Raw genomic sequence first — 21,484 nt, 5'->3', positions numbered from 1 at the left:
GCGCCTCCTGGGCGGGTGACGGGCGGGCGGCGGGTCGGCGGGCGGCGGGTCAGGAGGAGGGTACGAGGACGCCCGGGTTGAGGATCCCGGCGGGGTCCAGCCGGTCCTTCACCGCCCGCAGCACCTCGACACCGAGCGGCCCCACCTCCTCCGCGTACCAGGCGAGGTGGTCGGTCCCCACGCCGTGGTGGTGGCTGATGGTGCCGCCCGCCGCCGCGATCGCGTCGCACGCGGCGCGCTTGGCCGGCGCCCAGTGGGCGACCGGGTCGTCCGCCCCCTGGGCCGAGACGACGGTGAAGTACAGCGAGGCGCCCGCCGGGTACACGTGCGAGACGTGGCACATCACCAGCGGCGGGGTGCCGGCGCCGGCGAGGGCCGTGGTGAGGGCGGTGCGCACGGCGTCGTACAGGGCGGGCAGCCCGGCCCAGAACCCGGCGGTCTCCAGGGTCTCGGCGAACGCCCCGGCGTCCAGCAGCGCGTCGCGCAGGTAGGGCGCCGCGTACCGGCCGTGCTCCCAGCCGCGCCCGGGCCCCTCGCCCAGCGGCTCGCCGCCGCAGGCCCGCAGCACCTCGGCGGCCTCCGCCCGCCGCCGGGCGGCCTCCTGCGCGGTGCCCTCGTACCCGAGGACCGCCAGGCAGCCGCCGGGGGCCGCGCCGCCGCCGCCCACCGCGTCCGGCTCCGCCAGGCCCACCGCCGTCTCGGCCTCGTCGGACAGCCGCAGCACGGTGGGCCGCGGCCCGTCCTGCGCCAGGCGGCGCAGGGCGGCGGTGCCGGCCGCGAAGGAGGCGAACCGCCATCCCTCGTACAGCCGCGTCTTCGGGACGGGCCGCACCTGCACCCGCACCGAGGTGACGACGCCGAACGCCCCCTCGGAGCCGAGGACGAGCTGCCGCAGGTCCGGTCCGGCGGCCGAGCGCGGCGCCCGGCCGAGCTCCAGCGTGCCGCGGGGCGTGGCGACGGTCAGGCCCACGACCATCTCGTCGAACCGGCCGTAGCCGGCGGACGCCTGGCCGCTGGAGCGGGCGGCCGCGAAGCCGCCGATGCTCGCCCACTCGAAGGACTGCGGGAAGTGGCCGAGGGTGAAGCCCTCCGCGTTCAGCAGGGCCTCCGCGGCGGGGGCGCGCAGCCCGGCCTCCAGGACGGCGGTCCGCGAGACCGGGTCGAGGGAGACCATCCGGTCCAGCCGCCGCAGGTCGACGGCGACGAAGGGCCCGGCCGTCCGCGGGGCCAGGCCGCCGACCACGGAGGTGCCCCCGCCGAACGGGACGGCGGCGACGCCGAGGGCGGTGCAGGCGCGCAGCACGGCGAGCACCTCGTCGTGGCCGCCGGGGAGCACCACCGCGTCCGGCGCGTCGGCGGTGTCGCCGCGGCGGATGCGCAGCAGGTCGGGGGTGGACCGGCCGCGGGTGTGCCGGATGCGGCTCTCGTCGTCCGTGCGGACGTGCTCCGCGCCGCCCGCCGCCCGCGCGAACGCCTCCAGGGCCTCGCCGGTCAGCCGGGTCGGGGCGACGGCGACCCCGTCGAGCGGCAGCGGGGGAGCGGCGGCGGGCCGCACGCCGAGGAGGTCCCGCAGCAGGCCGACGGCGGCGTCGGGCAGCGGCGCGGCCCGGGAGGGGTCGCCCCAGCCGTTCCAGGCCATGGCGGGCGGGCCGCCCGCGTGCCCGCCTTGCCGCCCCCGGGCGCCCCGGGGGCCGGTGCCCGCCGGTCCGCCCGCGTCCGCGCCCGTGCCCGCGCCCGGGTCCGCGTGCGGGCCCGGACCTGCCGGAGTGTCCGCGTCTGCCGGAGTGCCCGCCGGAGTCCCCACCGGAGCCCCTCTCCCTCGCCGGTCCGTCCTGGTGCGTTACACTGTGACACATGACGCTTAACCGTCACAACCGCTCGGGCGACGACGCCGTGCTCGACGCGGCCCGCGACTGCGTCCTGGCCGTCGGCGTCCGGCGCACGACCCTCACCGACGTCGCCCGCCGCGCCGGGGTCTCCCGGATGACCCTCTACCGCCGCTGGCCCGACGTCCGCACCCTCGTCGGCGACCTGATGACCCGTGAGTGGACCGCCGTCGCCGTCGCGGCCGCCCCCGACCCCGGCGGCACCCGCCCCGTCCGCGGGGCGCTGGTCGACGGCCTGGTCGAGGGGGTCCGCGCCTTCCGCGCCCACCCCCTCTTCCGCAAGATCCTCGACGTCGACCCCGAACTCCTGCTGCCCTACGTCCTCGACCGCCGCGGCGCCAGCCAGGACGCCCTGCTCGCCCTCCTCGACGAGGCGCTGCGCGCCGGGCACGCCGACGGCACGGTGCGCCCCGGGTCCGCCGCCCGTCAGGCCCGCGCGCTGCTCCTCCTCCTGCAGTCCTTCACGCTCTCCCTGCGGACCATGGCGGACGACGCCGACCCCGGGCTCGCGGAGGACGCCCTCCTCGGCGAGCTGCGGCACATCCTGGAGAGGACCCTCGCCCCGTGACCCGCGACGCGAACCCCGGCGCCACCCCGGCCGCACCCGGCCACCCCCGGCCGTCCGCGCCCTCCCGGCGGCACGCGCCCTCCCGGCCGTCCCGCCCGTCCGCGGCCGGGGACCCCTCCCTCAACGCCGCCCGCCGGGAGCGCGAGCTCGCGGCCCTCGCCGCGGGCGAACGCGTCGACGTGCTCGTCGTCGGCCTGGGCGCCACCGGCGCCGGGGCCGCCCTCGACGCCGCCGCCCGCGGGCTCACGGTCGCCGCCGTCGACGCCCACGACCTGGCCTTCGGCACCTCCCGCTGGAGCTCCAAGCTCGTCCACGGCGGCCTGCGCTACCTCGCCTCCGGACAGCTCGGCGTCGCCCGCGAGAGCGCGGTGGAACGCGGCGTCCTCATGGAGCGCACCGCCCCCCACCTGGTCCGCGCCCAGCCCTTCGTCCTGCCCCTCACCCCCCTCGTCCCGCGCCGCCAGGGCGCCCTCGCCCTGGCCGGACTGCACGCCGGCGACCTGCTGCGGGCCTCCGCCCGCACCGCCCGCACCACCCTCCCCGCCCCCCGGCACCTGTCCGCCGTGGAGACCCTCCGGCTCGCACCCGCGCTGCGCCCGTACGGACTGCGCGGCGGCCTGCTCTCCTGGGACGGGCGGCTCACCGACGACGCCCGCCTGGTGACCGCCCTCGCCCGCACCGCCGCCGCCCACGGGGCGCGGATCCTCACCCGGGTCCGCGCCCTGGAGCTCGGCGGCGACGGCGCCCTCGCCCGCGACGGGCTGACGGGGGAGGAGCTGCGGATCCGGGCCCGGGCCGTGGTCAACGCGGCGGGCGTGTGGGCGGGCGGCCTCACCGGCGACGTGCGCCTGCGCCCCTCGCGCGGCACCCACCTGGTGCTGCGCCCGGGGCTCCTCGCCGGGTCCGGCGGGCCCGCCGGACCCGGGGTCCCCGCCGCCGGGATGCACATCCCGGTCCCGGGTGAGTCGAACCGCTTCGTCCTCGTCCTGCCGCAGGCCGACGGACGCGTCTACGCGGGCCTCACCGACGAGCCGGTCGACGGGCCCGTACCGGACGTCCCCGAGGCGCCCGAGAGCGACATCGGCTTCCTCCTCGACGTCCTCGGCTCCGCCCTGGACGTCCCGCTGCACCGCTCCGACGTGGCCGGCGCCTTCGCCGGTCTGCGGCCGCTCCTCGACACCGGCGCCGGGGGGAGCACCGCCGACCTCTCCCGGCGGCACGCCGTGCTCACCTCCGCCGACGGCGTCGTCACCGTCGTCGGCGGCAAGCTCACCACCTACCGGCGGATGGCCGAGGACGCCGTCGACGCCGCCGTGGCCGCCCGCGGCCTCCCCGCCGGCCCCTGCCGCACGGCCCGCACCCCCCTCGTCGGGGCCGCCCCGCCCGGCGCCCTCGCCGCGCTGGACGCCCCGCGCCGCCTGGTGGACCTGTACGGCACCGAGGCGCCCGCCGTCCACGCCCTCGGCGCCGCCGACCCGGCCCTGCGCGAACCGGCCGCCCCCGGCCACCCCGCGACGCTCGCGGAACTCGTCTGGGCGGTGCGGCACGAGGGCGCGCTGGACGAGTCCGACCTGCTGGACCGGCGCACCCGCATCGGGCTGGTCCCCGAGGACCGGCAGGCCGCCCTGGACGCCGCCCGGGCCGCCCTCGCCCGCGGCTGAGCCCGCCGGGTCCGGCCGGTCCGGCCGGTCCGGCCGGTCCGCCCGGTCCGCCCGGTCCGCCCGGTCCGCCCGGACCCGCTCCCCGGCACCCGTGAGGGCCCCGGCCCGCCCGGGTCCGGCCCCGGGCCGGCGCACCCGGTGCCTGATCCCCGTCCCCGTGCCGTCCCGCCCCTGCCGGGCGCCCGCGCGCCGCTCCCGCCGCCCGGCGGGCCCGGCACGGAGGCGCCCGCCGGGTCCGGCTCGGGATCCGGCTCCGGGCCCCGGCTCGGGGCCTGCGGGCGGCCCGGCGCGCGGACCGCGCCGCCCCGGGCCACGCTGGACGGGTGAGCGCATCCCCGCCCCCGGCTTCCCCGCCGCCCGTCCCCGCCCACTGGCCCGCCGACGTGTACCCGCCCGGGACCACCGGCTGGCAGCGGACCGCGGTCCGCTGGCTGTGGCAGTTCGTCCCGGCCGGCTACCGCCGCCACGACGTGCTCCACGAGCAGCCCGTCCTCCTCGCCCTCCTCGCGGTGCACGAGGCCGACGCCTCGCGGGAGGCGGCGGCCCGCGCCGCCGCCGTGGTCCGCGAGCATCCCGACGTCCTGCCCGTGCCCGCCCTGGCCGACCGGGTGGTGCGCATGCTGGAGGAGGAGGGGGGACGCCTGGCCGGGCTGGTCCGCGAGGCGGAGTCGGTGGCCTCGGTCCTGACCGTGGAGGTGCGCCGCCGGACCCCGGCGTGACCCCTCCCGGCGCCTCCCGGCTGCGGGCCGTGCCCGTCCCCGTCCCCGCCCCGGCCGGGCACGGCGCCGCGCGGCCCCGGGCGGGACCGCGCGGCGCGGGCGGACGCCGGTGGTGTCAGGTGCACTCCCACCAGCCGTCGTGCCACTGCTTCTGCCAGTGGCCGGGCCGCCACTGCTGGGTCCACTGCCCGTTCTCCTGGATCCGCTCCCAGTGGCCCGGCCGCCACTCCCTGGTCCAGTAGCCGTCGTGCCAGATGCACCTGGCGCGGCCGTCGCCCGGGTGCGCCGAGACTGCCGGACCCGCGGACCGCGGGGCGGCCGAGGCGGTGCCCGCGGCGGCCACCCCGGTCCCTCCCGCCAGCAGTACGGCGGCCACCGCCACCGCGAACGACCGGATCACGCGCTCTGCCGTCATGGACCCGCACCTCCTTCCGAGCCGGGACCGGCCGCATCCGGCGGACCAGGGCCGCGGCCGGGCGTCGTACGCACATTCGACACAGAGGCCCCGGCGGCCTGCCACCCGTGGGGCCGTCCGGGTCCCGAGGGGGCGGCGGAGCCGCGGGCGCGGAGCCCTGCCGGGCCCGTCCCGCCCGCGTCCGGGGCCTGCGGTCTCCAGTGTTCACCCGAACGGGCGACATCCGGGACCGGGGGCCGCCCCGAACACCGTCCGGTGCCGCTGCCGGACCTCATGGCACCCCGCCCCGCCGCGGCCTCCGGGGGCCGCGGCGGGGACACACTTCTGCGCGCGGCGCCGTGCACCCGGCGGCCTGCACCGGTCGGCACCCGGGTGGTCCCACCGCGGCCCGCAGCCCGCGGCCCGCAGCCCGCCGTCGCCTCCCGCCCCGGCCCTGTGCCGCCCCGCCCCCGGGCCGAGCCGGGCCCGCCCCGGCGCCCCGACCCGTCCCGGACGCCCCCCGCCTCAGACCTCGCGGTCGTCCAGCAGCATCCGGCCGCCGGGACCCGGCCGGCACACACCCGCGCCGGTCTCCAGCCCCCGGACCACCGCGGCGACCACGGCGTCCAGGTCCGCACCCGCCGGCATCCGCGGGGGCTCGCCGGCCACGGCCCGGCCGGCGAAGCCGGTGTCGAGGTGCGGCAGCCGCGCGTCCAGGACGCTGGTCCGCGCACGCTGCTCGCGCCGCACCGCGTCCAGCCAGGCGCTGAGCATCGCCTTGCTGGCGCTGTAGTCGGCCATGCCGGGCTGCGGCCGCTCCGCGACCACCCCGGTGACCGCGCCGACGGCCGACCCCGGCCCGAGGACGTCCAGCGCGCCGCGCAGGACCGCCATCGGCGCCAGGGCGTTGACGGTCGCCAGGTGCTCCGCGACGGCGTCCGGGGTCTGCGCGGCCTTCCCGAAGGCGGCACTGCCGACGGTCACCACCACCCCGTCCAGCCCGGACAGCCCCTCGGCCGCCCAGGCCCCGAGGGCGGCGCAGCCGTCCAGGTCGTATGCCTCGCAGCGCCGGGCCGGGCAGCCCCCGAACCGCTCCGCGGCCCGCGCCAGCCGCGCCTCGTCCCGGCCCGCCACGGCGAGCGAGGCGCCCCGCGCCGCGAGTGCCGCGGCGACCGCCCCGCCGATCACCCCCGTCGCGCCGACCACCAGGACCCGCGCACCCCGGACCTCCACGCCGTTCCTCCCGCCGTCCGGCCGGCACCCGCCGGCGCGCACCTCCCCGGCACCCGCCCCGCGACGGCGGGGCGGCCTGCCGGAGCACTGCTCCGTCCTCCCATCATCGCCCTGCCGGCCCGCCCGCGGGCGCGGGCGCGCCGCGCCCGGCGCCGTCCGGGCGCGGTCCCGGCGCACCCGGCCCTGGCGCGACAGGTCCGGGCGGAAACGGCCCGGATGAAACGGCCCGGGAGAACGGCCCGGGCGAAACGCGCCCGGAGGTGCGGAGACCGGACGGCGCCGTGGGGAATTCGTCCGGCCGGACTGGAAAGGCGTAGGCCATGGCAGCACCACTCGTGAACCCCCACGGCCACCTCATCGGCTCCCGCACCCGCGACGAGGTGGAGCGGGTCCTGGCCCGCGCGGACGCGGAGGCCGGGTCCGGCAGGCGGCGGCGCTTCCTGCAGGGCGTCTCGGCGGCGTGCGCCTGGGCGCTGGGCCGGACCCCGGCGGGGCCCGTGACCGGGGCCCCGGCCGGTCCGGACGGCCCCGGGGTGGGGGCGATGACGGCCGAGGTCGACGCCGCCGTGGTGCAGCTGGAGGTGGCCGGGGCGGCGCTGCCGGGCGGCGCCCGGGACTTCGTCCAGGGCGCCCACGACGCCCTCGCCTGGCTGTGCGGCTACAGCGACGACCGGCCCTGAGGCCCTCGGGCCCGGGGCTCCGGTGCCCCGGGCTCCTGCGGTCCCGTGACTCCGCGGTCCCGGCCTCCCGGCCCCGGTGTTCCGGCCCGCCCTCCGGCCGCGGCCTGCGCGTCCCGGTCCCGGCGGCCTCCCTGCCTGCCGGGTCCCGTCCGGGCCCCGCACCGGCCCGGCCCCCTCCCGCTCCCCGACCCCCCCGAACCCCCGACACCCTTGAGACCCCTGGAGAACACCGTGGACACCGTGGACACCGCAGCGCTCGACCTCGTGGCCCAGCGCTACCGCGACGCCCGCGCGGCCTTCGACGCGGCCCTCGCCGACCTGCGCATCGAGGCCGCCCAGGCCCTGCGGGACGGGGTGCCGCCCGAGCAGGTGTCGGCCCGCACCGGCTGGAGCCTCGACGACCTGGCCACCCTGGTCCGCGAGGAGGGCCCCGCCGAACCGGCCGGCCCCACCGGCGGCCGGTAGGCGCCGCGCGGTCCCGCGGTCCCTCCGGCCCGCGGGCACCCGCCCCTCCCCGGATCCGCCCGGTCCGCGACCCCCGGGCACAGGCGCGCCGTACGGTCCTTCCGCACCGTACGGCGCGCCTGTGCCCGGCGTGCTTCCGGCGCGTTATCTGAATGTAACTGGCATTACATCTGTTCATCTGTTGCTGTCATGTGTAACTTCTGGGCTGCACCGTTCGGCGGCCGTCCGGCTCTGCCGGGCCACAGTCCTAGAGAGGCACCACCGTGACGCACCAGCTCTTCTCCCGCCGGGCCGCGGCCGCTGCCGTGGTGGCAGCCGTGAGCGCGCTGACGCTCGCCGCCTGCGGCAGTGACGGCGGCAGCGGCAGCGCCCCCGCGAAGGCCGGCTCCGCCGCCGACGGCGTCACCGTCGCGGGCGCGAAGATCACCCGGGTCGCCGCGCTGCACGACGCGCTGCCGGACGCGATCAAGAAGGCGGGCAAGGTCCGCGTCGCCACCGACGTCCCCTACGCGCCCTTCGAGATGTTCAAGACCGAGGGCGGCCAGGAGATCACCGGCCTGGACTACGAGGTCGGCCAGGCGGTCGGCGCCAAGCTGGGCGTGGCCTTCGAGTTCACCCCGACCAAGTTCGACGGCATCGTGCCCGCCATCCAGGCCGGCAAGTTCGACGCCGCCATCTCCGCCATGACCGACAACAAGGACCGCCAGAAGGTCGTCGACTTCGTCGACTACTCGGTCTCCGGCTCCGGCATCATGGTCGCCAAGGGCAACCCGGAGAAGATCACCTCCCTCGACGACCTGTGCGGGAAGGCCGTGGCCGTCCAGGCCGCGACCCACCAGGAGGACCTCCTCAAGAAGCACCAGGACGCCTGCAGGAAGGCGGGGAAGCCCGAGGCGAAGCTCCAGACCTTCCCGAAGGACTCCGACGCCCAGCTCGCCCTGCGCAGCGGCAAGGTCGTCGCCGAGGTCGCCACCAAGCCCGCCGCCGGCTGGACCGCCAAGACCGCCGACAACGGCGCCACCTTCGAGGTCGTCGACGACCCGGCCGCGATCGGCGGCTACGACGCCACCCCCAACGGCATCGCCGTCTCCAAGAGCCTGCCGCAGCTGACCGACGCCGTGCAGAAGGCGCTCCAGCAGCTGGTCGACGAGGGCGTCCTCAAGCGCATCTGCGCCGAGTACGGCGTCGAGTCGATCGCCGTCACCAAGGCCACCAAGAACGCCGGGGAGAGCTGACATGGCCTCCGACACCCTGCCCGCCGCCGCCGCGGAGGAGCGGCGGCCGGCGGACCGGCTGGAGGCCGTGCCGGTCCGCCACTGGGGCCGCTGGGTCGCCGCCGTCCTGGCGATCCTCTCCGGCATCGGGCTCATCGGCTCGCTGGCGAAGAACCAGAACCTCCACTGGGACGTCATCGGGCACTACCTCTTCGCCCGGCTCGTCTTCGAGGGCCTCTTCACCACCCTCTGGCTCACCGTCGCCGCCATGGTCCTCGGCCTCGCCCTGGGCACCGTGGTCGCCGTCATGCGGCTGTCGCCCAACCCGGTGCTGTACGCGGTCTCCTCGCTCTTCGTGTGGGCCTTCCGCGGCACCCCGCTGCTCGTCCAGATCATCTTCTGGGGCTACTGCGGCGCGCTCTACAAGCATGTGATGATCGGCATCCCGTTCACGCACATCACGTTCTTCGAGACCGAGACGAACTCGCTGGTGAGCGGCAGCGTCGCCGCCCTGCTCGCCCTCGGGCTCAACGAGGCCGCCTACGCCTCGGAGATCGTGCGCGCCGGCATCCAGTCCGTCGACGAGGGCCAGGCCGAGGCGGCCCACTCCCTCGGCATGTCGCCCACACTGACGATGCGCCGCATCGTCCTGCCGCAGGCCATGCGGGTCATCATCCCGCCGATGGGCAACGAGACCATCAACATGCTGAAGACCACCGCGCTGGTCTCGGTGATCGGCGCGAAGGACCTGATGTCCAACATCCAGGCCGTGTACGCGCAGAACTACCAGATCATCCCGATGCTCGTGGTCGCCAGCCTCTGGTACCTGCTGCTCGTCACCCTCCTCAGCATCCCGCAGAGCCGCCTCGAGCGCCGCTACGGGCGCGGCGCCTCGCGCAACGGCCACGTCTCGCCGCTGCAGCGGATGCTCGCCGGCACCGCGCTGCGCCTCCCCGTCCGCGGCTCCGGCCCGAACCACCAGAAGGGATGAGCCCGATGGGCACCCCCATGGTGCACGCCGAGGGCGTGCGCAAGAGCTTCGGCCGGCTGGAGGTCCTCCAGGGCATCGACCTCACGGTCGAGCGCGGCCAGGTCTGCTGCCTGCTCGGCCCGTCCGGCTCCGGCAAGTCCACCTTCCTGCGCTGCATCAACCACCTGGAGAAGCTCGACGGCGGGCGGCTGTCCGTCGACGGCGCCCTGGTCGGCTACCGCGAGCACGGCGGACGCCTGCACGAGCTGCGGGAGAAGGAGGTCGCCGAGCGCCGCCGCGAGATCGGCATGGTCTTCCAGCGGTTCAACCTCTTCCCGCACATGACGGCGATCGAGAACGTCATGGAGGCGCCGGTCCGGGTGGCCGGCGTGTCCAAGGCCGAGGCCCGCGCCGACGCGCAGCGCCTGCTGGACCGGGTCGGGCTCGGCGACAAGGCCGCGAACTACCCCTCCCAGCTCTCCGGCGGCCAGCAGCAGCGCGTCGCCATCGCCCGCGCGCTGGCCATGAAGCCGAAGCTGATGCTCTTCGACGAGCCCACCTCGGCGCTCGACCCGGAGCTCGTCGGCGACGTCCTCGACGTCATGCGGCAGCTCGCCGCGGACGGCATGACGATGGTCGTGGTCACCCACGAGATCGGCTTCGCCCGCGAGGTCGGCGACACGGCCGTCTTCATGGACGGCGGCGTCGTGGTCGAGGCCGGCGACCCCCGGCAGGTGCTGGTCGACCCCCGGCAGGAGCGCACCAAGGCGTTCCTGTCCAAGGTGCTGTGACCGCCGCCTCGCGGCAGCACGCGGCGGTGGACGCCGCCGCGCTGCTGCCGCACGCCGAGGCCCGGCGCGAGCAGTACCTCGCCGAGCTGGCCGCCCTGGTGGCCGTCGACTCGGGTTCCTGGAGCCCCGCCGGCGTCAACCGGGTCGCGGACTGGTGCGCCGAGCGGCTGGGGGCTCTCGGCTTCGCCACCGAGCGCCTCCCCGTCGACACCGGTCCGGGCGGACGCCCCGTCGGCGACGTCCTGCTGGGACGCCGCCGCGGGCGCCTCGCCCCCGAGGAGGGCGGGCAGCGCATCCTGCTCGTCGCCCACATGGACACGGTCTTCGAGGACGGCACCGCCGCCGCCCGCCCCTTCCGGACCGACGGCCCGCTGGCCCACGGCCCCGGCGTCAGCGACGACAAGGGCGGCCTGCTGGCCGGTCTGACGGCACTTCAGATCCTGCTCGACACCGGCCGGGAGGACTTCGCCGAGCTGGTCTTCCTCGCCACCTCCGACGAGGAGGTCGGCTCCCCGGCGTCCCGCCCGGTCACCGAGGCCGTCGCGGCCGGCGCCGACTACGCCCTCTGCCTGGAGTGCGCCCGGGAGAACGGCGACCTCGTCCTCGCCCGCAAGGGCGTCGCGGACTTCCGGATCACCGTCACCGGCCGCGCCGCCCACGCCGGGATCGAGCCGGAGCGCGGGGCGAACGCCGCCCTGGCCGCCGCCCACCTCGTGGTGGCGCTCCAGGCGCTCAACGGCCGCTGGCCCGGCGTCACCGTCAACGTGGGGGTGGTGCGGGCCGGCACCCGGACCAACATCGTCTGCCCGGAGGCGGAGCTCAACGTCGAGGTGCGCGCCACCACCACCGCGGGTCTCCGCGAGGCGCACGCCGCCCTGGAGGAGGCCGCCGCCGCCACCGGCGTCCCCGGCACCGCCGCCCGCGTCGAGCAGCTCGACCTGTGCCCGCCCATGGAGGAGAGCCCCGCCGTGCACGGCATGCTCGCCCTCGCCCGCGAGGCGGCCGCGCAGCTCGGCATCCCGCTGGGCGCGGCCGCCACCGGCGGGGTCGGCGACGCCAACATCATCTCCGGCGTCGGCGTCCCCACCCTGGACGGCCTCGGGCCGGTCGGCGGCGCCGACCACAGCCCCGAGGAGTGGCTGGACACCACCACCGTCGCGCCCCGGATCGCCTTGCTGGCGGCCCTGGTCGCCGCCCTCGGCGGCCGCCCGCCCGCCGCCGCGGGCTGACACCCCTGCGTGGCACCGCCCGTCCGGCGGGACGGGCGGTGCCGCCGCGGCCGCGGCCCGTCCCCCCACCCGGCGGGGCGGCCCGCCCCCGCGGGCGCGGGCCGGGGGGGGGGGGGGGGGGGGGGGGCGCGCCGGCCCGCCGCCCCCCCCCCCCCGGCGGGGGGGGCCCCCCCCCCCCCGCCGCTCCCTCCCCTCCCCGCCGCACCCCGTACCGCCCCCTCCCGCACGGCCGCGCCGCAGCAGCCCGCAGCCGTGCCGCACCGCCCGCACCACCCCTCGCACCACCCGCACCACCCGCACCACCTCCGCACGTCACCCCATCGCACGGGAGGTACCGCACCCATGAACAGAGCCACCACGAACGGCCGCCGGGCCCTCGCCCTGGCCGCGGCCGCCGCCGTCGCCCTCGGCACGGGCGCCGCGACCGCGTCCCCCGCCGCCGCGCACGGCCACCGCCCCGGCGGCACCCTCATCCTCGTCGGCGGCGGCCTCAAGGACGGCAACGCCGAGGTCTACAACGAGATCGTGGACCGCGCCGGCGGCGCCGGGAAGGCCCGCATCGGCGTCCTCACCGCCGCCTCCGTGCCTCAGAGCCAGGACCCGGACGCGAACGACCCGGACCGCTGCTCCAACTCCGTGTGCAACGGCCTGTACTACGCGGACCTGTTCAAGAAGTACGGCGCCGCCGACGCCCAGTGGATCCCGATCGACATCGAGCACGTCTCCGCCGCCGACTCCGACGAGGTCGTGCGCCAGGTCGAGTCCATGACCGGCTTCTTCTTCGGCGGCGGCGACCAGTACCGGTACGTCACCAGCCTGCTCCACGGCGACGCCCACACCGACTCCAAGGTGCTCGCCGCGATCCGCGCCAAGCTCGCCGCCGGCGCGGTCGTCGCCGGCTCCAGCGCGGGCGCCCAGATCGCCTCCGGCCCCGACATGGTCACCGGCGGCGACAGCTACCCGGCCCTGCGCGACGGCAGCAGCCCCGGCTACTTCGACGACGCCACCCGCCTCGGCTACCTGCCCGAGGGCGGCTTCGGCTTCCTGCGCTCCGGCCTGATCGACACCCACACCGGCACCTACGGCCGCGAGGGCCGCTCGATCCGCCTGGCCGCCGACACCGGCCAGGACCGCGTCTTCGCCATGGACGAGGACACCGCCATCGAGGTCACCGAGGCCGGCACGGCCCGCGAGCAGGTCCGCGTGCTCGGCACCCACGGCGTGGCCGTCCTCGACCTGCGCGCCGCCCGCACCGGCACCTTCCACGGCCGGTGGTCGATCGAGGGCGTCCGCTACAGCTACCTCACCGACGGCGACCGCTACGACCCGAAGCGCTGGCGCGCCTACCCGGCCGAGGGCAAGGAGCCGCTCACCCCGGCCTCCCACGACGCCGTGCCCGCCAACGGCGACGTCTTCTACTCGATCGACAACCCCGACGGCACCCCCTACTCCTTCTCCGGCACCGCGCGGGCCCTGGCCGCCACCGACGCCCAGCGCACCGCCACCGCCCGCACCTTCGAGACCGGCCCCGCCTTCGAGGTGGACTTCACCAAGGGCCGCCACTACCACGCCTACTCCGAGGACGGCGCCACCGCGCGCACCCTCACCGGCCTCACGGTCGACCTCCACGCGGAGTAGCCCCGCCGGGGCACCGCGCAGCGCCGCAGCCGGCCGGGCATCAGCCCGGCCGGCTCGGCCGTTGCCGGGGAAGGACTAGTCTCGGCTGCGGCGCACCTCCGTGCGCCCGGCCGGCCCGATGAAAGGACCATGATCCGATGGCGTCCGCATCCGTCGCGGAGACGATCCGGCAGCGTCTGGGGGAGTGCAGTCCCGCCGAGCGCAAGGTCGGCCGGGTGCTGCTGGCGGGGTACCCGTCGGCCGGCTTCGAGACGGTCGCCCGGCTCGCCGAGCGCGCCGGCGTCAGCGCCCCCACCGTCATCCGCTTCGTCAACCGGCTGGGCTTCCGGGGCTTCCCCGACTTCCAGGCCGTGCTGCGGGCCGAGCTCGACGAGCGGAACGCCTCCCCGCTGTCGCTGTACGCGGCGGACGGGCGCAGCGCCGGGGGCGAGGAGGGCGAGGCGCCGGGGGAGGCGCTGCTGCGCCGCGGCAGCGGGATGTTCAGCGCCGAGGTCGAGCGCACCCTCGGCGAGCTTCCGCCGCACGACCTCAAGCGGGCGGTGGACCTCCTCGCCGACCGCAAGCGCCGCGTCACCCTCGCCGGCGGCCGCTTCACCCACCTGCTCGCCCGCTACCTGGGCCTGCACCTCATGCAGATGCGCGACGAGGTGCACTTCCTGCCCGACCGCGACGTGGAGCGCACGGCCGTCCTCGCCGCGCTGGGCCGCCGGGACGTGCTGGTGGTCTTCGACTACCGCCGCTACGAGGCCGCCTCCCTGGAGTGGGCCGGGCTCTGCGAGGAGCAGGGCGGCCGGGTGGTGCTCTTCACCGACACCTGGCTCTCCCCGGTGACCGCGCACGCCGAGGTGGTGCTGCCGAGCAGGGTCGGCGCCCCGTCCCCGTACGACAGCCTGGTGCCGACGCTGGCCGTGGTGGAGACCGTCGTCGCGGGCGTCCTCGCCGAGCTGGGGGACGACGCCCACCGCCACATGCAGCGCGGCGAGCAGACCGCGCGCCGTGCCGGGCTGCACTGACCCCCCCTCCTCCGACCGCCCGACGGCTGCGGCCCCGGCACCTGGACAGGTGCCGGGGCCGCAGCCGTACGGGGCCGGGGATCAGTCGACGGCCTGGTTCTTCTCCGCCTTCGGGATGGCGATGAAGGGCACGCCGTACTTGTCGAGGATCTTCTTGTAGCTGCCGTCGTCCATGAGCGCCTGCAGCGCCTGGACCATGGCGTCGCTCAGCTGCGGCAGGTCCTTGGAGACGGCGATGCCCATCGGCGACTTCCCCTGCGCGCCCAGCACCTCGGGCCCGGCGACGACGTCGAAGGTCTTCCCGCCGTCGGCGGTCTTCGCGGCCCAGGCGGCGGTCACCGAGTTGAGGACGTCGGCGACGACCTGGCCGCTGCGGAGCGCGAGCTGGGCGTCGGAGTCCTTGGGGAAGGTCTTGATGTCGATCGGCTTCTGCGAGCCCGCCGTGCAGTCCTTCGAGCGGTCCTGGAGCAGCTTCAGCTGGTTGGTGCCGGACTGCACGGCGACGGCCTTGCCGCACAGGTCCGCGGCGACGGCCAGGTGGGCGGGGTTGCCGTGGGCGACCAGCAGGCCGCTGTTGGAGTTGACGTAGTCGACGAAGTCGACGGCCTGCTCGCGCTCCTTCTTGTCCGTCATGCCCGCGAGCACGATGTCGAACTTCCCGGCCTGGACGGCGGGGAGCAGGCCGTCGAACTTGGCGGGGGAGAACTCCACCTTCACGCCGAGCTTGGCGCCGATCGCGTGCGCGATGTCGACGTCCAGACCGACGATCTCCTGGCTGCCCTCGGTCTTGAACATCTCGTACGGCGGGTAGGGCACGTCGGTCGCCGCCCGGATGACGCCGGCCTTGCGCACGGCCTCGGGGAGGGCTGCGTTGAGGGCGGCGTCGGCGCTGACGTCCACTCCGTCGGTGACGGTGACCGGGGCCGCGGCGGCCTTCGAGGGGGAGGAGGCGGACTGCGCCGCGGGTGCCGCGTCGGCGCCCTTCCCTCCGTCGGAACCGCATCCGGTCAGGGCGAGGACGCCGAGGCCGAGGGCGGCCGCCGCGGCGGCGGTTCTCCGTGCGGGCAGGCTGGACTTCATGGGTGTGACCTCTCCGGGCGAGGGGCGTGGGTGTGTGCGGGAGTGCATGCGGCAGTGCGTGCGGGAAGGGGCCGGCGGGCTGCGCCGAGGCGCCGATCCGGCTGCCCCAGAAATTACAGATGATGTGACAGGTGGCGGAAGTGTAATTGCAGTTACGTTCACGTAACGCGGTGGCCGCCGGGGCCGGAGCGCGTCGGCTCCGGTCCCGGCGGCCGGTCCCGCCCGTCCCGTTCCCCGGGGGAGAGGGGGAGCGGGGGCGGGGCTGCTCAGCTCTTGGCGACGCTGCAGCTGTAGGTGGCGCTCCCGGAGCCGCTGTAGGCCTCGAGGTCGAGGTAGTAGGTCGCGCTGCCCGAGGCCGTCCGCTTGTAGCTCAGCGACTCCGCGACGCCCTTGCCGTTGTTGACCGACCGGGTCAGGGTGCTGCCGTTGGCGTCCATGAAGTACACGTCCGCGTCGTAGGCGGAGGGGATGGTGCAGTTCACGGTCATGGTCTGGCCGCTCGCCAGCGAGGTCCTGAAGTAGTCCCGGTCGGAGGTGGCGCCCATGCTGCCGGTGAGCGCGGCCGGGTAGGTCAGGGCGCTCGCGTCGTTCGCGGCGCTGCGGCTGTCGTTGGGCTCGGTCTCCGCGAGGGTGCTGCCGGTGCCGCCGCCCCCGCCGCCGCCGGAGCAGTCGGTCACCGGGGTGCCGCTGTACAGGTTGGCGTCGGCGACGCCGTTGGTGACGCTGCGCAGGTAGTAGCCGCAGGTGGGCCGGTTGCCGAAGTCGAAGGTCTGGCCGGACGTCAGGTGCCAGATCTTGTAGTTGGAGAAGGTCAGCGGCCTGCCGGAGACGGCCTGCTCGGGCTGGTGGTCGCCCAGGACCACGTACGCGTCCGAGCCGCTGAGCGTGGCGAGCCCGTTCCTGTCGACGAAGAGCGAGCCGCCGCCCTGCTCGACGCCCACGCCCCAGGCCTTGCCGCCGCTGGTCAGGCCGTCCTTGATGGCGCGCGCCACGAAGGCCATGGTGCGGCCCATCCGGTCGCGGGTGACGAAGTGCGAGTCGTTGATGGTGTCCTGGTAGTTCGGCCACCGGAACATGCCGGTGGTGAACGTGACGGTGCTGTCGTACGGGTTGGCCAGCGCGGTGGGGGAGTCGGTGCCGCCGTTGCAGGCGTCGTAGACGATGTCGCTGTTGATGTGGGTGCCGGCGCTGCCGCCGCCGGAGCCGCCGCCCTTGGCGACCACGGACTGCACGGACGCCTGGAGCGCGGTGCCCTTCCAGGCCGCGTACCGGCACTGGTCGCCGCCGGCGAAGTACACGAACTCCGCGTTGCGGATGTCGGTGTTGACCTGGGAGTTGTTGCCGTCGCTCGCGGCCGTCAGCGTCCACGTCGTACAGGAGTTGACGCCGCTGAGGCCCATGACGGTGTCGCACTCGGGCGTGCTGCTGCCCGAGGTGGGGGCGGACCCGGCGAGGACGACGACGTCGATGCTGCCGGTGCCGCCGCGGATGGCGTCGATCGCCTTCGTCATGGTGGCGGGGACGATCGCGCCGTCGCCGTTCATGGTGAACGCCGGGCCGTTCCAGGAGGCCCGGCTGACGTCGGAGGAGCTGCCGAGGCGGACGCGGGTCGCCGCGGCGTGGGCCGGGGCGGCCTCGACGGTGGCGGTGCCGACCGCCAGCAGGGCGGACAGCGCGACGGTGAGCGCCCGCCTCGCGGGCGGGCGGACGGCGGGGCGGAAGAGCGCGGGGGTGCGCACGGGTGCCTCCAGGGACAGCGCGGAGCGGCCCGCCGGGGGGCGACAGGCCGTGGTGCATCGGGTGAAACGGAAGCTACAGATGTCTTCCGGCGAGCGGAAGATGTACGGCTGATTGCCCTCGGTCAACTCATGGCAAAGACAGGATGAACTGCACTTATGCGTGTACGCACCTGAACTGGCGCACAGGATGCCGCCGTTGACACGTCCGTAACCGGAATTACACAGAGGCGTGCTTCCCTGCCCCTGTCGCGTCGTGCGGGCGACGACCCCCTGGAAGGGGACACACTGGGACCATGGCAACTGCACGCTGGAACGGCAAGGTCATCGCGGAGAGCGCGGACACCGTGCTCGTCGAGGGCAACCACTACTTCCCGCCGGAGTCGGTCGACGCCGACTGCCTCCGGCCCTCCGACACCACCACCCAGTGCCCGTGGAAGGGCACGGCGAACTACCACACCGTGCACGTCGACGGCCGGGACAACCCGGACGCCGCCTGGTACTACGCCGACCCCAAGCCGGAGGCCGCCCACATCGCCGGGCGGATCGCCTTCTGGCGCGGCGTCGAGGTCACCGGCTGACGGCGGCGCCGCCCGTCCCGGCCGCGTCGGCCGGGACGGGCCCGCACGCACCGCGGCCCCTGCGGTCCGCCCGCCCCGCACGGGGCGGGCGGACCGCAGGGGCCGGTCGGCCGGTCCGCCGGGTCAGCCGGCGTCGCCGCGCCGCGCCGCCTCCAGGGCGGCGCGCACGGACGCCGCGTCCGCGGGGCTGCCCGGGTCCTCGGTGAAGGGGAGCGAGGGGTCCACCAGGTACGGCAGCCCGTAGGCGGGCGTGCCGGGCTCGAAGCGCCACCCCTCGGCCAGCGGGCCCGCGTCCACCGTGTCGAAGCCGAGGACGTCCAGCAGGTCCGCGACCCGCTTCCGGGCGTCCGCGTCGTCGCCGGCGATCGGCAGCGCCGTGCGGTCCGCCGCGCCCGACGGGCGGGCCAGCGACCCGAGGTGCCGGAAGTAGATGTTGTTGAACGCCTTGACCACGTGCGAGCCGTCCAGGTGCCGCTGCACCAGCTCACTGGCGGTGGTGGAGCCGCTGTCGAGCTCCTCGATCCGCCCGTCGCGCTCCGGGTAGTAGTTGGTGGTGTCGATCACCGTCCGCCCCGCCAGCTCCTCGCGGGGCATCGCGCCGTAGGCCTTCAGGGGGACGGTCACCACCACCCAGTCGCCCGCGGCGGCGGCCTCCGCCGGGGTGGCCGCCCGGGCCCGCGGGCCGAGCTCCGCCACCAGGTCCGCGAGGGTCTCCGGGCCGCGCGAGTTGCTGAGCACCACGTCGAGGCCGGCGTCCACGGCCAGCCGGGCCAGGGTGCCGCCGATGTTGCCGCTGCCGATGAGTCCGAGAGTCGTCATGACGGGGCCAACGCCCCTCTGCGGGCCGCTGATTCCTGCCCGCCCCGGGTTCACCCGCCCGGCGGTGCCGCCCTCCCCGGGCGGCGGCGTCCCACGCGGCTCACCGCCGAGGGGAGGACGCCCCCGCCGGGCCGGTCAGGGCGCCCGGCGGGGGCAGGCGCCGCACGTGTCCCCGCAGCGGCGCCCCAGGGGATTCGCCGCCGCGGCCGCCGCGGACTGCCCGCGGGGGCCGTCCTTCCGTGGCGAGCCCTGCGGGCCCCTCGGCCGGGCTCCCGGTCACCCGGCCTCCCGGTCACCCGGCGGCCCGCTCCGCCGCACCGCTGCGGCGCTCGCCCCGGCGGCGCAGCCACGCGGGGAGCGCGTACCAGCAGATGCCGAACCACGCCGCCACGCCCGCCACGATCCACTCCGCCGCGGCCGAGCCGGTGGCCACGTGCAGCAGGAGCAGCAGGGCCGAGACGAGCGTGACGGCCAGCAGGGCCATGCCGAGCGCCGTCAGCCGCGCGGCCACGTCGACCACCTCGGACTTCAGCCGCAGGCCGCTCAGCATCCGGTGCAGTGCCACGGGGGCTATGAGGGCGCCGGTGGTCGCGGCGCCGAGCACCACGGTGACGACGTACACCGTGCGGTCCGCGCCGCCCAGTTCGGCGAAGCGCGGGGTGAACGCCACGCTCAGCAGGAAGCCGAGCAGGATCTGCACCCCGGTCTGGGCCACCCGCACCTCCTGGATGAGCTCGTTCCACCGCCGGTCGGCCCGCTCCTTGGGCGTCTCCTCGTCGTCGCCCGCCGCGGCCCGGGTGCCCCCGCCGGCGGCTCCCCCCGCGGGGGCGCCCCCGGCGTCGCGGTCCGCGGCGGCCCGGGCCCTCCCGGAGCCGTCGCGGTCCTCCGCGTCCTGACTCCCCGCCCTGGTGGGTACGCTCATTTGACCTCTCCTTTGCACAGCGGTGTGCTCCGCCACTGCCCGCCCGGCGCCCGGTGCATGCCACCGCCGCGCACGTCCGTCCGCGGCCCCGCGCGCCGCATCCGGCCCCGGGGGCGCGCGGGCCCCCGGCCGGGATCCGCTCCCGGCCGGGGGCCCGTCCGCACGCCGCGCGGGTCACGCCCTCCCCGCGGCCTCCGGGGACGGTGCGGGCGCCCCGCCCGGCCGCTGGGGGCGGCCGTGGTCCGGCAGGGTGCTGCGCAGCCGCAGCGCCGCCGCCAGGCCGAGGCCCAGGGCCGCCGCCGCGCTGTACGCGGCCCATGACGTCGCGTCGGACAGCGCCGTCCGCGCCCGGTCGGCCGCCGGCCGGGTCTCCGGGCTCCGCTCCAGCGCGGGGATGGCGCTGCCCGCGGTGTCGCGGACGAGCCGGGCGGTCGCGTGCGCCTGCGGGGCCGGCGTGCCCGAGGAGGTCAGGGAGTCCGACAGCCCGCTCTCCAGGGAGGTGAAGAGCACGGTGCCGAGGACGGCGATGCCGAGCGCCGAGCCGATCTGGCGGGCGGTGCTCTGGATGCCCGACCCCTGGCCCGACTGCTCCACCGGCACGTCGGAGAGCGTGATGCCGGTGATCTGCGCCGTGGCCCAGCCCACGCCCGCCCCGTACAGGAAGAGGAACGGCGCCACCGCCCAGCCGCTGGTGTCCGGCCCGGCGACCACGCCGACCCCGGCCACGCCCACCAGTTCCAGGGCGATGCCCGCGATCACCACGTTGACCGTGCCGACGCGCTGCCCCAGCACCGCGCCCAGGCCGCTCGCCACGAAGCTGCCGATCGCCAGCGGCAGCAGGGCGACGCCCGCCTGGAGCGCGGAGTACCCGAGGACGTTCTGCAGCCACAGCGGCAGCGAGAAGAGCAGGCCGAACTCGCCCAGGCTCACCACGCCCGCCACCACGTTGCCGTTGCGGAACGTGGGGATGCGGAAGAGGCGCAGGTCGAGCATGGCGGGCCGCCCCGCCCGGTTGCGGCGGACCTCCACCGCGGCGAAGGCGGCGAGCGCGACCGCCCCCGCGGCGAAGGCGACGGGCACCGGCGACAGGCCCCCCGTCAGCTCCAGGCCCAGCGCGTGGAACGGCTGCTCCAGCCGCCACCAGCCGTAGGTGCGCCCCTCGATGAGTCCGAAGACGATGCCGGTGAAGCCGACCACCGACAGCAGGGCGCCGGGCAGGTCGACGCCGCCGTCCCCGCTGCGGTCCCGGCTCTCCGGCAGGAAGGCCAGGGCGCCGCCGAGCACCAGCAGGCCGAAGGGGATGTTGATGCCGAACGCCCAGCGCCAGGAGAAGTCGGCCGTCAGCCAGCCGCCGAGCAGCGGGCCGAGCGCGGCGGTGCCGCCGATCGTGGAGCCCCAGATCGCGAAGGCCTTGCCGCGGTCGCCCCCGCGGAAGGTGGCGTTGATCAGGGAGAGGGAGGTCGGCAGGATCATCGCGCCGCCGACGCCCTGCAGCAGGCGGCTGCCGATCAGCGCCGGACCCGAGCCCGCCGTGGCGGCGAGGACGCTGGCGGCCATGAAGACCAGCACGCCGGTGAGGAAGACCCGCCGGCGTCCCAGCCGGTCCGCCGTCCGGCCCGCCAGGAGCAGCAGCGCCGCGAAGACGAGGGTGTAGGACTCCTGGACCCACTGGGCGTCGCCGGAGGTGATGCCCAGGTCGTCGATGATGCTGGGCACGGCGACGTTGACGATGGTCGAGTCGACGATGATCAGGGAGACGCCGAGGCTGATCGCCACCAGGCCCCACCACCGGTGGCGGTCGGGTCCGGCGGCGGGCCGGGCGGGCGGTGTCCTTTCGGACAGGCTGCTCACGATGGCTCCTTCGCGGCCCGTGCGCGACAATCGG

Annotated in this window: 20 protein-coding genes; 12 read left to right on the top strand and 8 right to left on the bottom strand. The window is 76.6% G+C overall.

Annotated features, from left to right (window positions below; translation table 11 throughout):
• Positions 1-49 precede the first annotated feature (49 nt).
• A complete protein-coding gene (locus ACFY07_RS00170; protein WP_390866625.1) occupies positions 50-1,639 on the bottom strand; it encodes an FAD-binding oxidoreductase in 1,590 nt (529 codons plus the stop codon).
• A 215-nt stretch (positions 1,640-1,854) separates the two neighbouring features.
• Between ACFY07_RS00170 and ACFY07_RS00165 the strand changes: the two genes are divergently transcribed.
• From ACFY07_RS00165 to ACFY07_RS00155, 3 genes are all read left to right on the top strand, one after another.
• On the top strand, positions 1,855-2,454 hold the full coding sequence (locus ACFY07_RS00165) for a TetR/AcrR family transcriptional regulator (protein ID WP_390866624.1): 600 nt from the start codon (positions 1,855-1,857) through the stop codon (positions 2,452-2,454).
• Positions 2,451-4,115, top strand: coding sequence for a glycerol-3-phosphate dehydrogenase/oxidase (locus tag ACFY07_RS00160; RefSeq protein WP_390866622.1), 1,665 nt, complete (start codon positions 2,451-2,453; stop codon positions 4,113-4,115). Before ACFY07_RS00165 ends, ACFY07_RS00160 begins: the two co-directional genes overlap by 4 nt.
• 323 nt (positions 4,116-4,438) lie before the next feature.
• Positions 4,439-4,834 carry a hypothetical protein gene (locus tag ACFY07_RS00155; protein WP_390866621.1) on the top strand — a complete coding sequence of 132 codons (396 nt, stop codon included), beginning with the start codon at positions 4,439-4,441 and terminating at the stop codon, positions 4,832-4,834.
• Between the two features lie 115 nt (positions 4,835-4,949).
• On the opposite strand, the gene ACFY07_RS00150 is transcribed toward ACFY07_RS00155, so the two are convergent.
• On the bottom strand, positions 4,950-5,249 hold the full coding sequence (locus tag ACFY07_RS00150; RefSeq protein WP_230647009.1) for a hypothetical protein: 300 nt from the start codon (positions 5,247-5,249) through the stop codon (positions 4,950-4,952).
• A gap of 504 nt (positions 5,250-5,753) precedes the next feature.
• Positions 5,754-6,461: an SDR family NAD(P)-dependent oxidoreductase gene (locus ACFY07_RS00145; RefSeq protein WP_390866620.1), complete on the bottom strand. Its 708-nt coding sequence runs from the start codon at positions 6,459-6,461 to the stop codon at positions 5,754-5,756.
• Positions 6,462-6,781: 320 nt separating this feature from the next.
• Here ACFY07_RS00145 and ACFY07_RS00140 point away from each other — a divergent pair, with 320 nt between their 5' ends.
• From ACFY07_RS00140 to ACFY07_RS00105, 8 genes are all read left to right on the top strand, one after another.
• Entirely contained in the window at positions 6,782-7,141 is a 360-nt protein-coding gene (locus tag ACFY07_RS00140; protein ID WP_230647005.1) for a hypothetical protein, read from the top strand.
• Between the two features lie 210 nt (positions 7,142-7,351).
• Positions 7,352-7,606, top strand: coding sequence for a hypothetical protein (locus ACFY07_RS00135; protein WP_390866618.1), 255 nt, complete (start codon positions 7,352-7,354; stop codon positions 7,604-7,606).
• Between the two features lie 263 nt (positions 7,607-7,869).
• Positions 7,870-8,841 (top strand): ABC transporter substrate-binding protein, encoded by a 972-nt coding sequence (locus ACFY07_RS00130; protein WP_230647001.1) that lies wholly within the window; start codon positions 7,870-7,872, stop codon positions 8,839-8,841.
• 1 nt (position 8,842) lies between these two features.
• Positions 8,843-9,811, top strand: a complete 969-nt coding sequence (locus ACFY07_RS00125; RefSeq protein ID WP_390866617.1) for an amino acid ABC transporter permease — start codon at positions 8,843-8,845, stop codon at positions 9,809-9,811.
• Between the two features lie 5 nt (positions 9,812-9,816).
• Complete coding sequence (locus tag ACFY07_RS00120; RefSeq protein ID WP_304944741.1) at positions 9,817-10,581, top strand: amino acid ABC transporter ATP-binding protein; 765 nt, start codon at positions 9,817-9,819, stop codon at positions 10,579-10,581.
• Entirely contained in the window at positions 10,578-11,810 is a 1,233-nt protein-coding gene (locus ACFY07_RS00115; RefSeq protein WP_390866615.1) for a M20/M25/M40 family metallo-hydrolase, read from the top strand. The genes ACFY07_RS00120 and ACFY07_RS00115 overlap by 4 nt, the downstream gene beginning before the upstream one ends.
• A gap of 342 nt (positions 11,811-12,152) precedes the next feature.
• Positions 12,153-13,448, top strand: coding sequence for a cyanophycinase (locus tag ACFY07_RS00110; RefSeq protein ID WP_390866614.1), 1,296 nt, complete (start codon positions 12,153-12,155; stop codon positions 13,446-13,448).
• A gap of 137 nt (positions 13,449-13,585) precedes the next feature.
• Positions 13,586-14,461 (top strand): MurR/RpiR family transcriptional regulator, encoded by an 876-nt coding sequence (locus tag ACFY07_RS00105; protein WP_230646993.1) that lies wholly within the window; start codon positions 13,586-13,588, stop codon positions 14,459-14,461.
• An 81-nt stretch (positions 14,462-14,542) separates the two neighbouring features.
• Here the strand turns inward: ACFY07_RS00105 and ACFY07_RS00100 are convergent, their stop codons facing one another.
• On the bottom strand, positions 14,543-15,541 hold the full coding sequence (locus tag ACFY07_RS00100) for an ABC transporter substrate-binding protein (protein WP_390866613.1): 999 nt from the start codon (positions 15,539-15,541) through the stop codon (positions 14,543-14,545).
• Positions 15,542-15,807: 266 nt separating this feature from the next.
• A complete protein-coding gene (locus ACFY07_RS00095) occupies positions 15,808-17,280 on the bottom strand; it encodes a hypothetical protein (RefSeq protein ID WP_390866612.1) in 1,473 nt (490 codons plus the stop codon).
• 293 nt (positions 17,281-17,573) lie between these two features.
• On the opposite strand from ACFY07_RS00095, the gene ACFY07_RS00090 reads away from it, so the two are divergent.
• Positions 17,574-17,858: a DUF427 domain-containing protein gene (locus ACFY07_RS00090; protein WP_390866611.1), complete on the top strand. Its 285-nt coding sequence runs from the start codon at positions 17,574-17,576 to the stop codon at positions 17,856-17,858.
• A 123-nt stretch (positions 17,859-17,981) separates the two neighbouring features.
• Here ACFY07_RS00090 and ACFY07_RS00085 read toward each other — a convergent pair whose 3' ends face one another.
• The 3 genes from ACFY07_RS00085 to ACFY07_RS00075 form a co-directional block, all read right to left on the bottom strand.
• Complete coding sequence (locus tag ACFY07_RS00085; protein WP_230646986.1) at positions 17,982-18,677, bottom strand: NADPH-dependent F420 reductase; 696 nt, start codon at positions 18,675-18,677, stop codon at positions 17,982-17,984.
• Between the two features lie 292 nt (positions 18,678-18,969).
• Positions 18,970-19,599 carry a DUF6328 family protein gene (locus tag ACFY07_RS00080; protein WP_390866610.1) on the bottom strand — a complete coding sequence of 210 codons (630 nt, stop codon included), beginning with the start codon at positions 19,597-19,599 and terminating at the stop codon, positions 18,970-18,972.
• A gap of 174 nt (positions 19,600-19,773) precedes the next feature.
• On the bottom strand, positions 19,774-21,450 hold the full coding sequence (locus ACFY07_RS00075) for an MFS transporter (protein WP_390866609.1): 1,677 nt from the start codon (positions 21,448-21,450) through the stop codon (positions 19,774-19,776).
• Between the last annotated feature and the right edge of the window lie 34 nt (positions 21,451-21,484).

The organism is Streptomyces sp. NPDC001380, assembly GCF_042895785.1.
In the GTDB taxonomy this organism is placed as follows: Bacteria; Actinomycetota; Actinomycetes; order Streptomycetales; family Streptomycetaceae; genus Peterkaempfera.
This window is presented reverse-complemented; position numbering and strand designations above follow the sequence as displayed.

Bases quoted from the DNA above. Each gene is read 5' to 3' on its own strand.
- ACFY07_RS00110 (WP_390866614.1), top strand. From the start codon at position 12,153: ATGAACAGAGCCACCACGAACGGCCGCCGGGCCCTCGCCCTGGCCGCG.
- ACFY07_RS00120 (WP_304944741.1), top strand. From the start codon at position 9,817: ATGGGCACCCCCATGGTGCACGCCGAGGGCGTGCGCAAGAGCTTCGGC.
- ACFY07_RS00165 (WP_390866624.1), top strand. From the start codon at position 1,855: ATGACGCTTAACCGTCACAACCGCTCGGGCGACGACGCCGTGCTCGAC.
- ACFY07_RS00140 (WP_230647005.1), top strand. From the start codon at position 6,782: ATGGCAGCACCACTCGTGAACCCCCACGGCCACCTCATCGGCTCCCGC.
- ACFY07_RS00125 (WP_390866617.1), top strand. From the start codon at position 8,843: ATGGCCTCCGACACCCTGCCCGCCGCCGCCGCGGAGGAGCGGCGGCCG.
- ACFY07_RS00080 (WP_390866610.1), bottom strand. From the start codon at position 19,599: ATGAGCGTACCCACCAGGGCGGGGAGTCAGGACGCGGAGGACCGCGAC.
- ACFY07_RS00085 (WP_230646986.1), bottom strand. From the start codon at position 18,677: ATGACGACTCTCGGACTCATCGGCAGCGGCAACATCGGCGGCACCCTG.
- ACFY07_RS00150 (WP_230647009.1), bottom strand. From the start codon at position 5,249: ATGACGGCAGAGCGCGTGATCCGGTCGTTCGCGGTGGCGGTGGCCGCC.
- ACFY07_RS00170 (WP_390866625.1), bottom strand. From the start codon at position 1,639: ATGGCCTGGAACGGCTGGGGCGACCCCTCCCGGGCCGCGCCGCTGCCC.
- ACFY07_RS00100 (WP_390866613.1), bottom strand. From the start codon at position 15,541: ATGAAGTCCAGCCTGCCCGCACGGAGAACCGCCGCCGCGGCGGCCGCC.
- ACFY07_RS00105 (WP_230646993.1), top strand. From the start codon at position 13,586: ATGGCGTCCGCATCCGTCGCGGAGACGATCCGGCAGCGTCTGGGGGAG.
- ACFY07_RS00090 (WP_390866611.1), top strand. From the start codon at position 17,574: ATGGCAACTGCACGCTGGAACGGCAAGGTCATCGCGGAGAGCGCGGAC.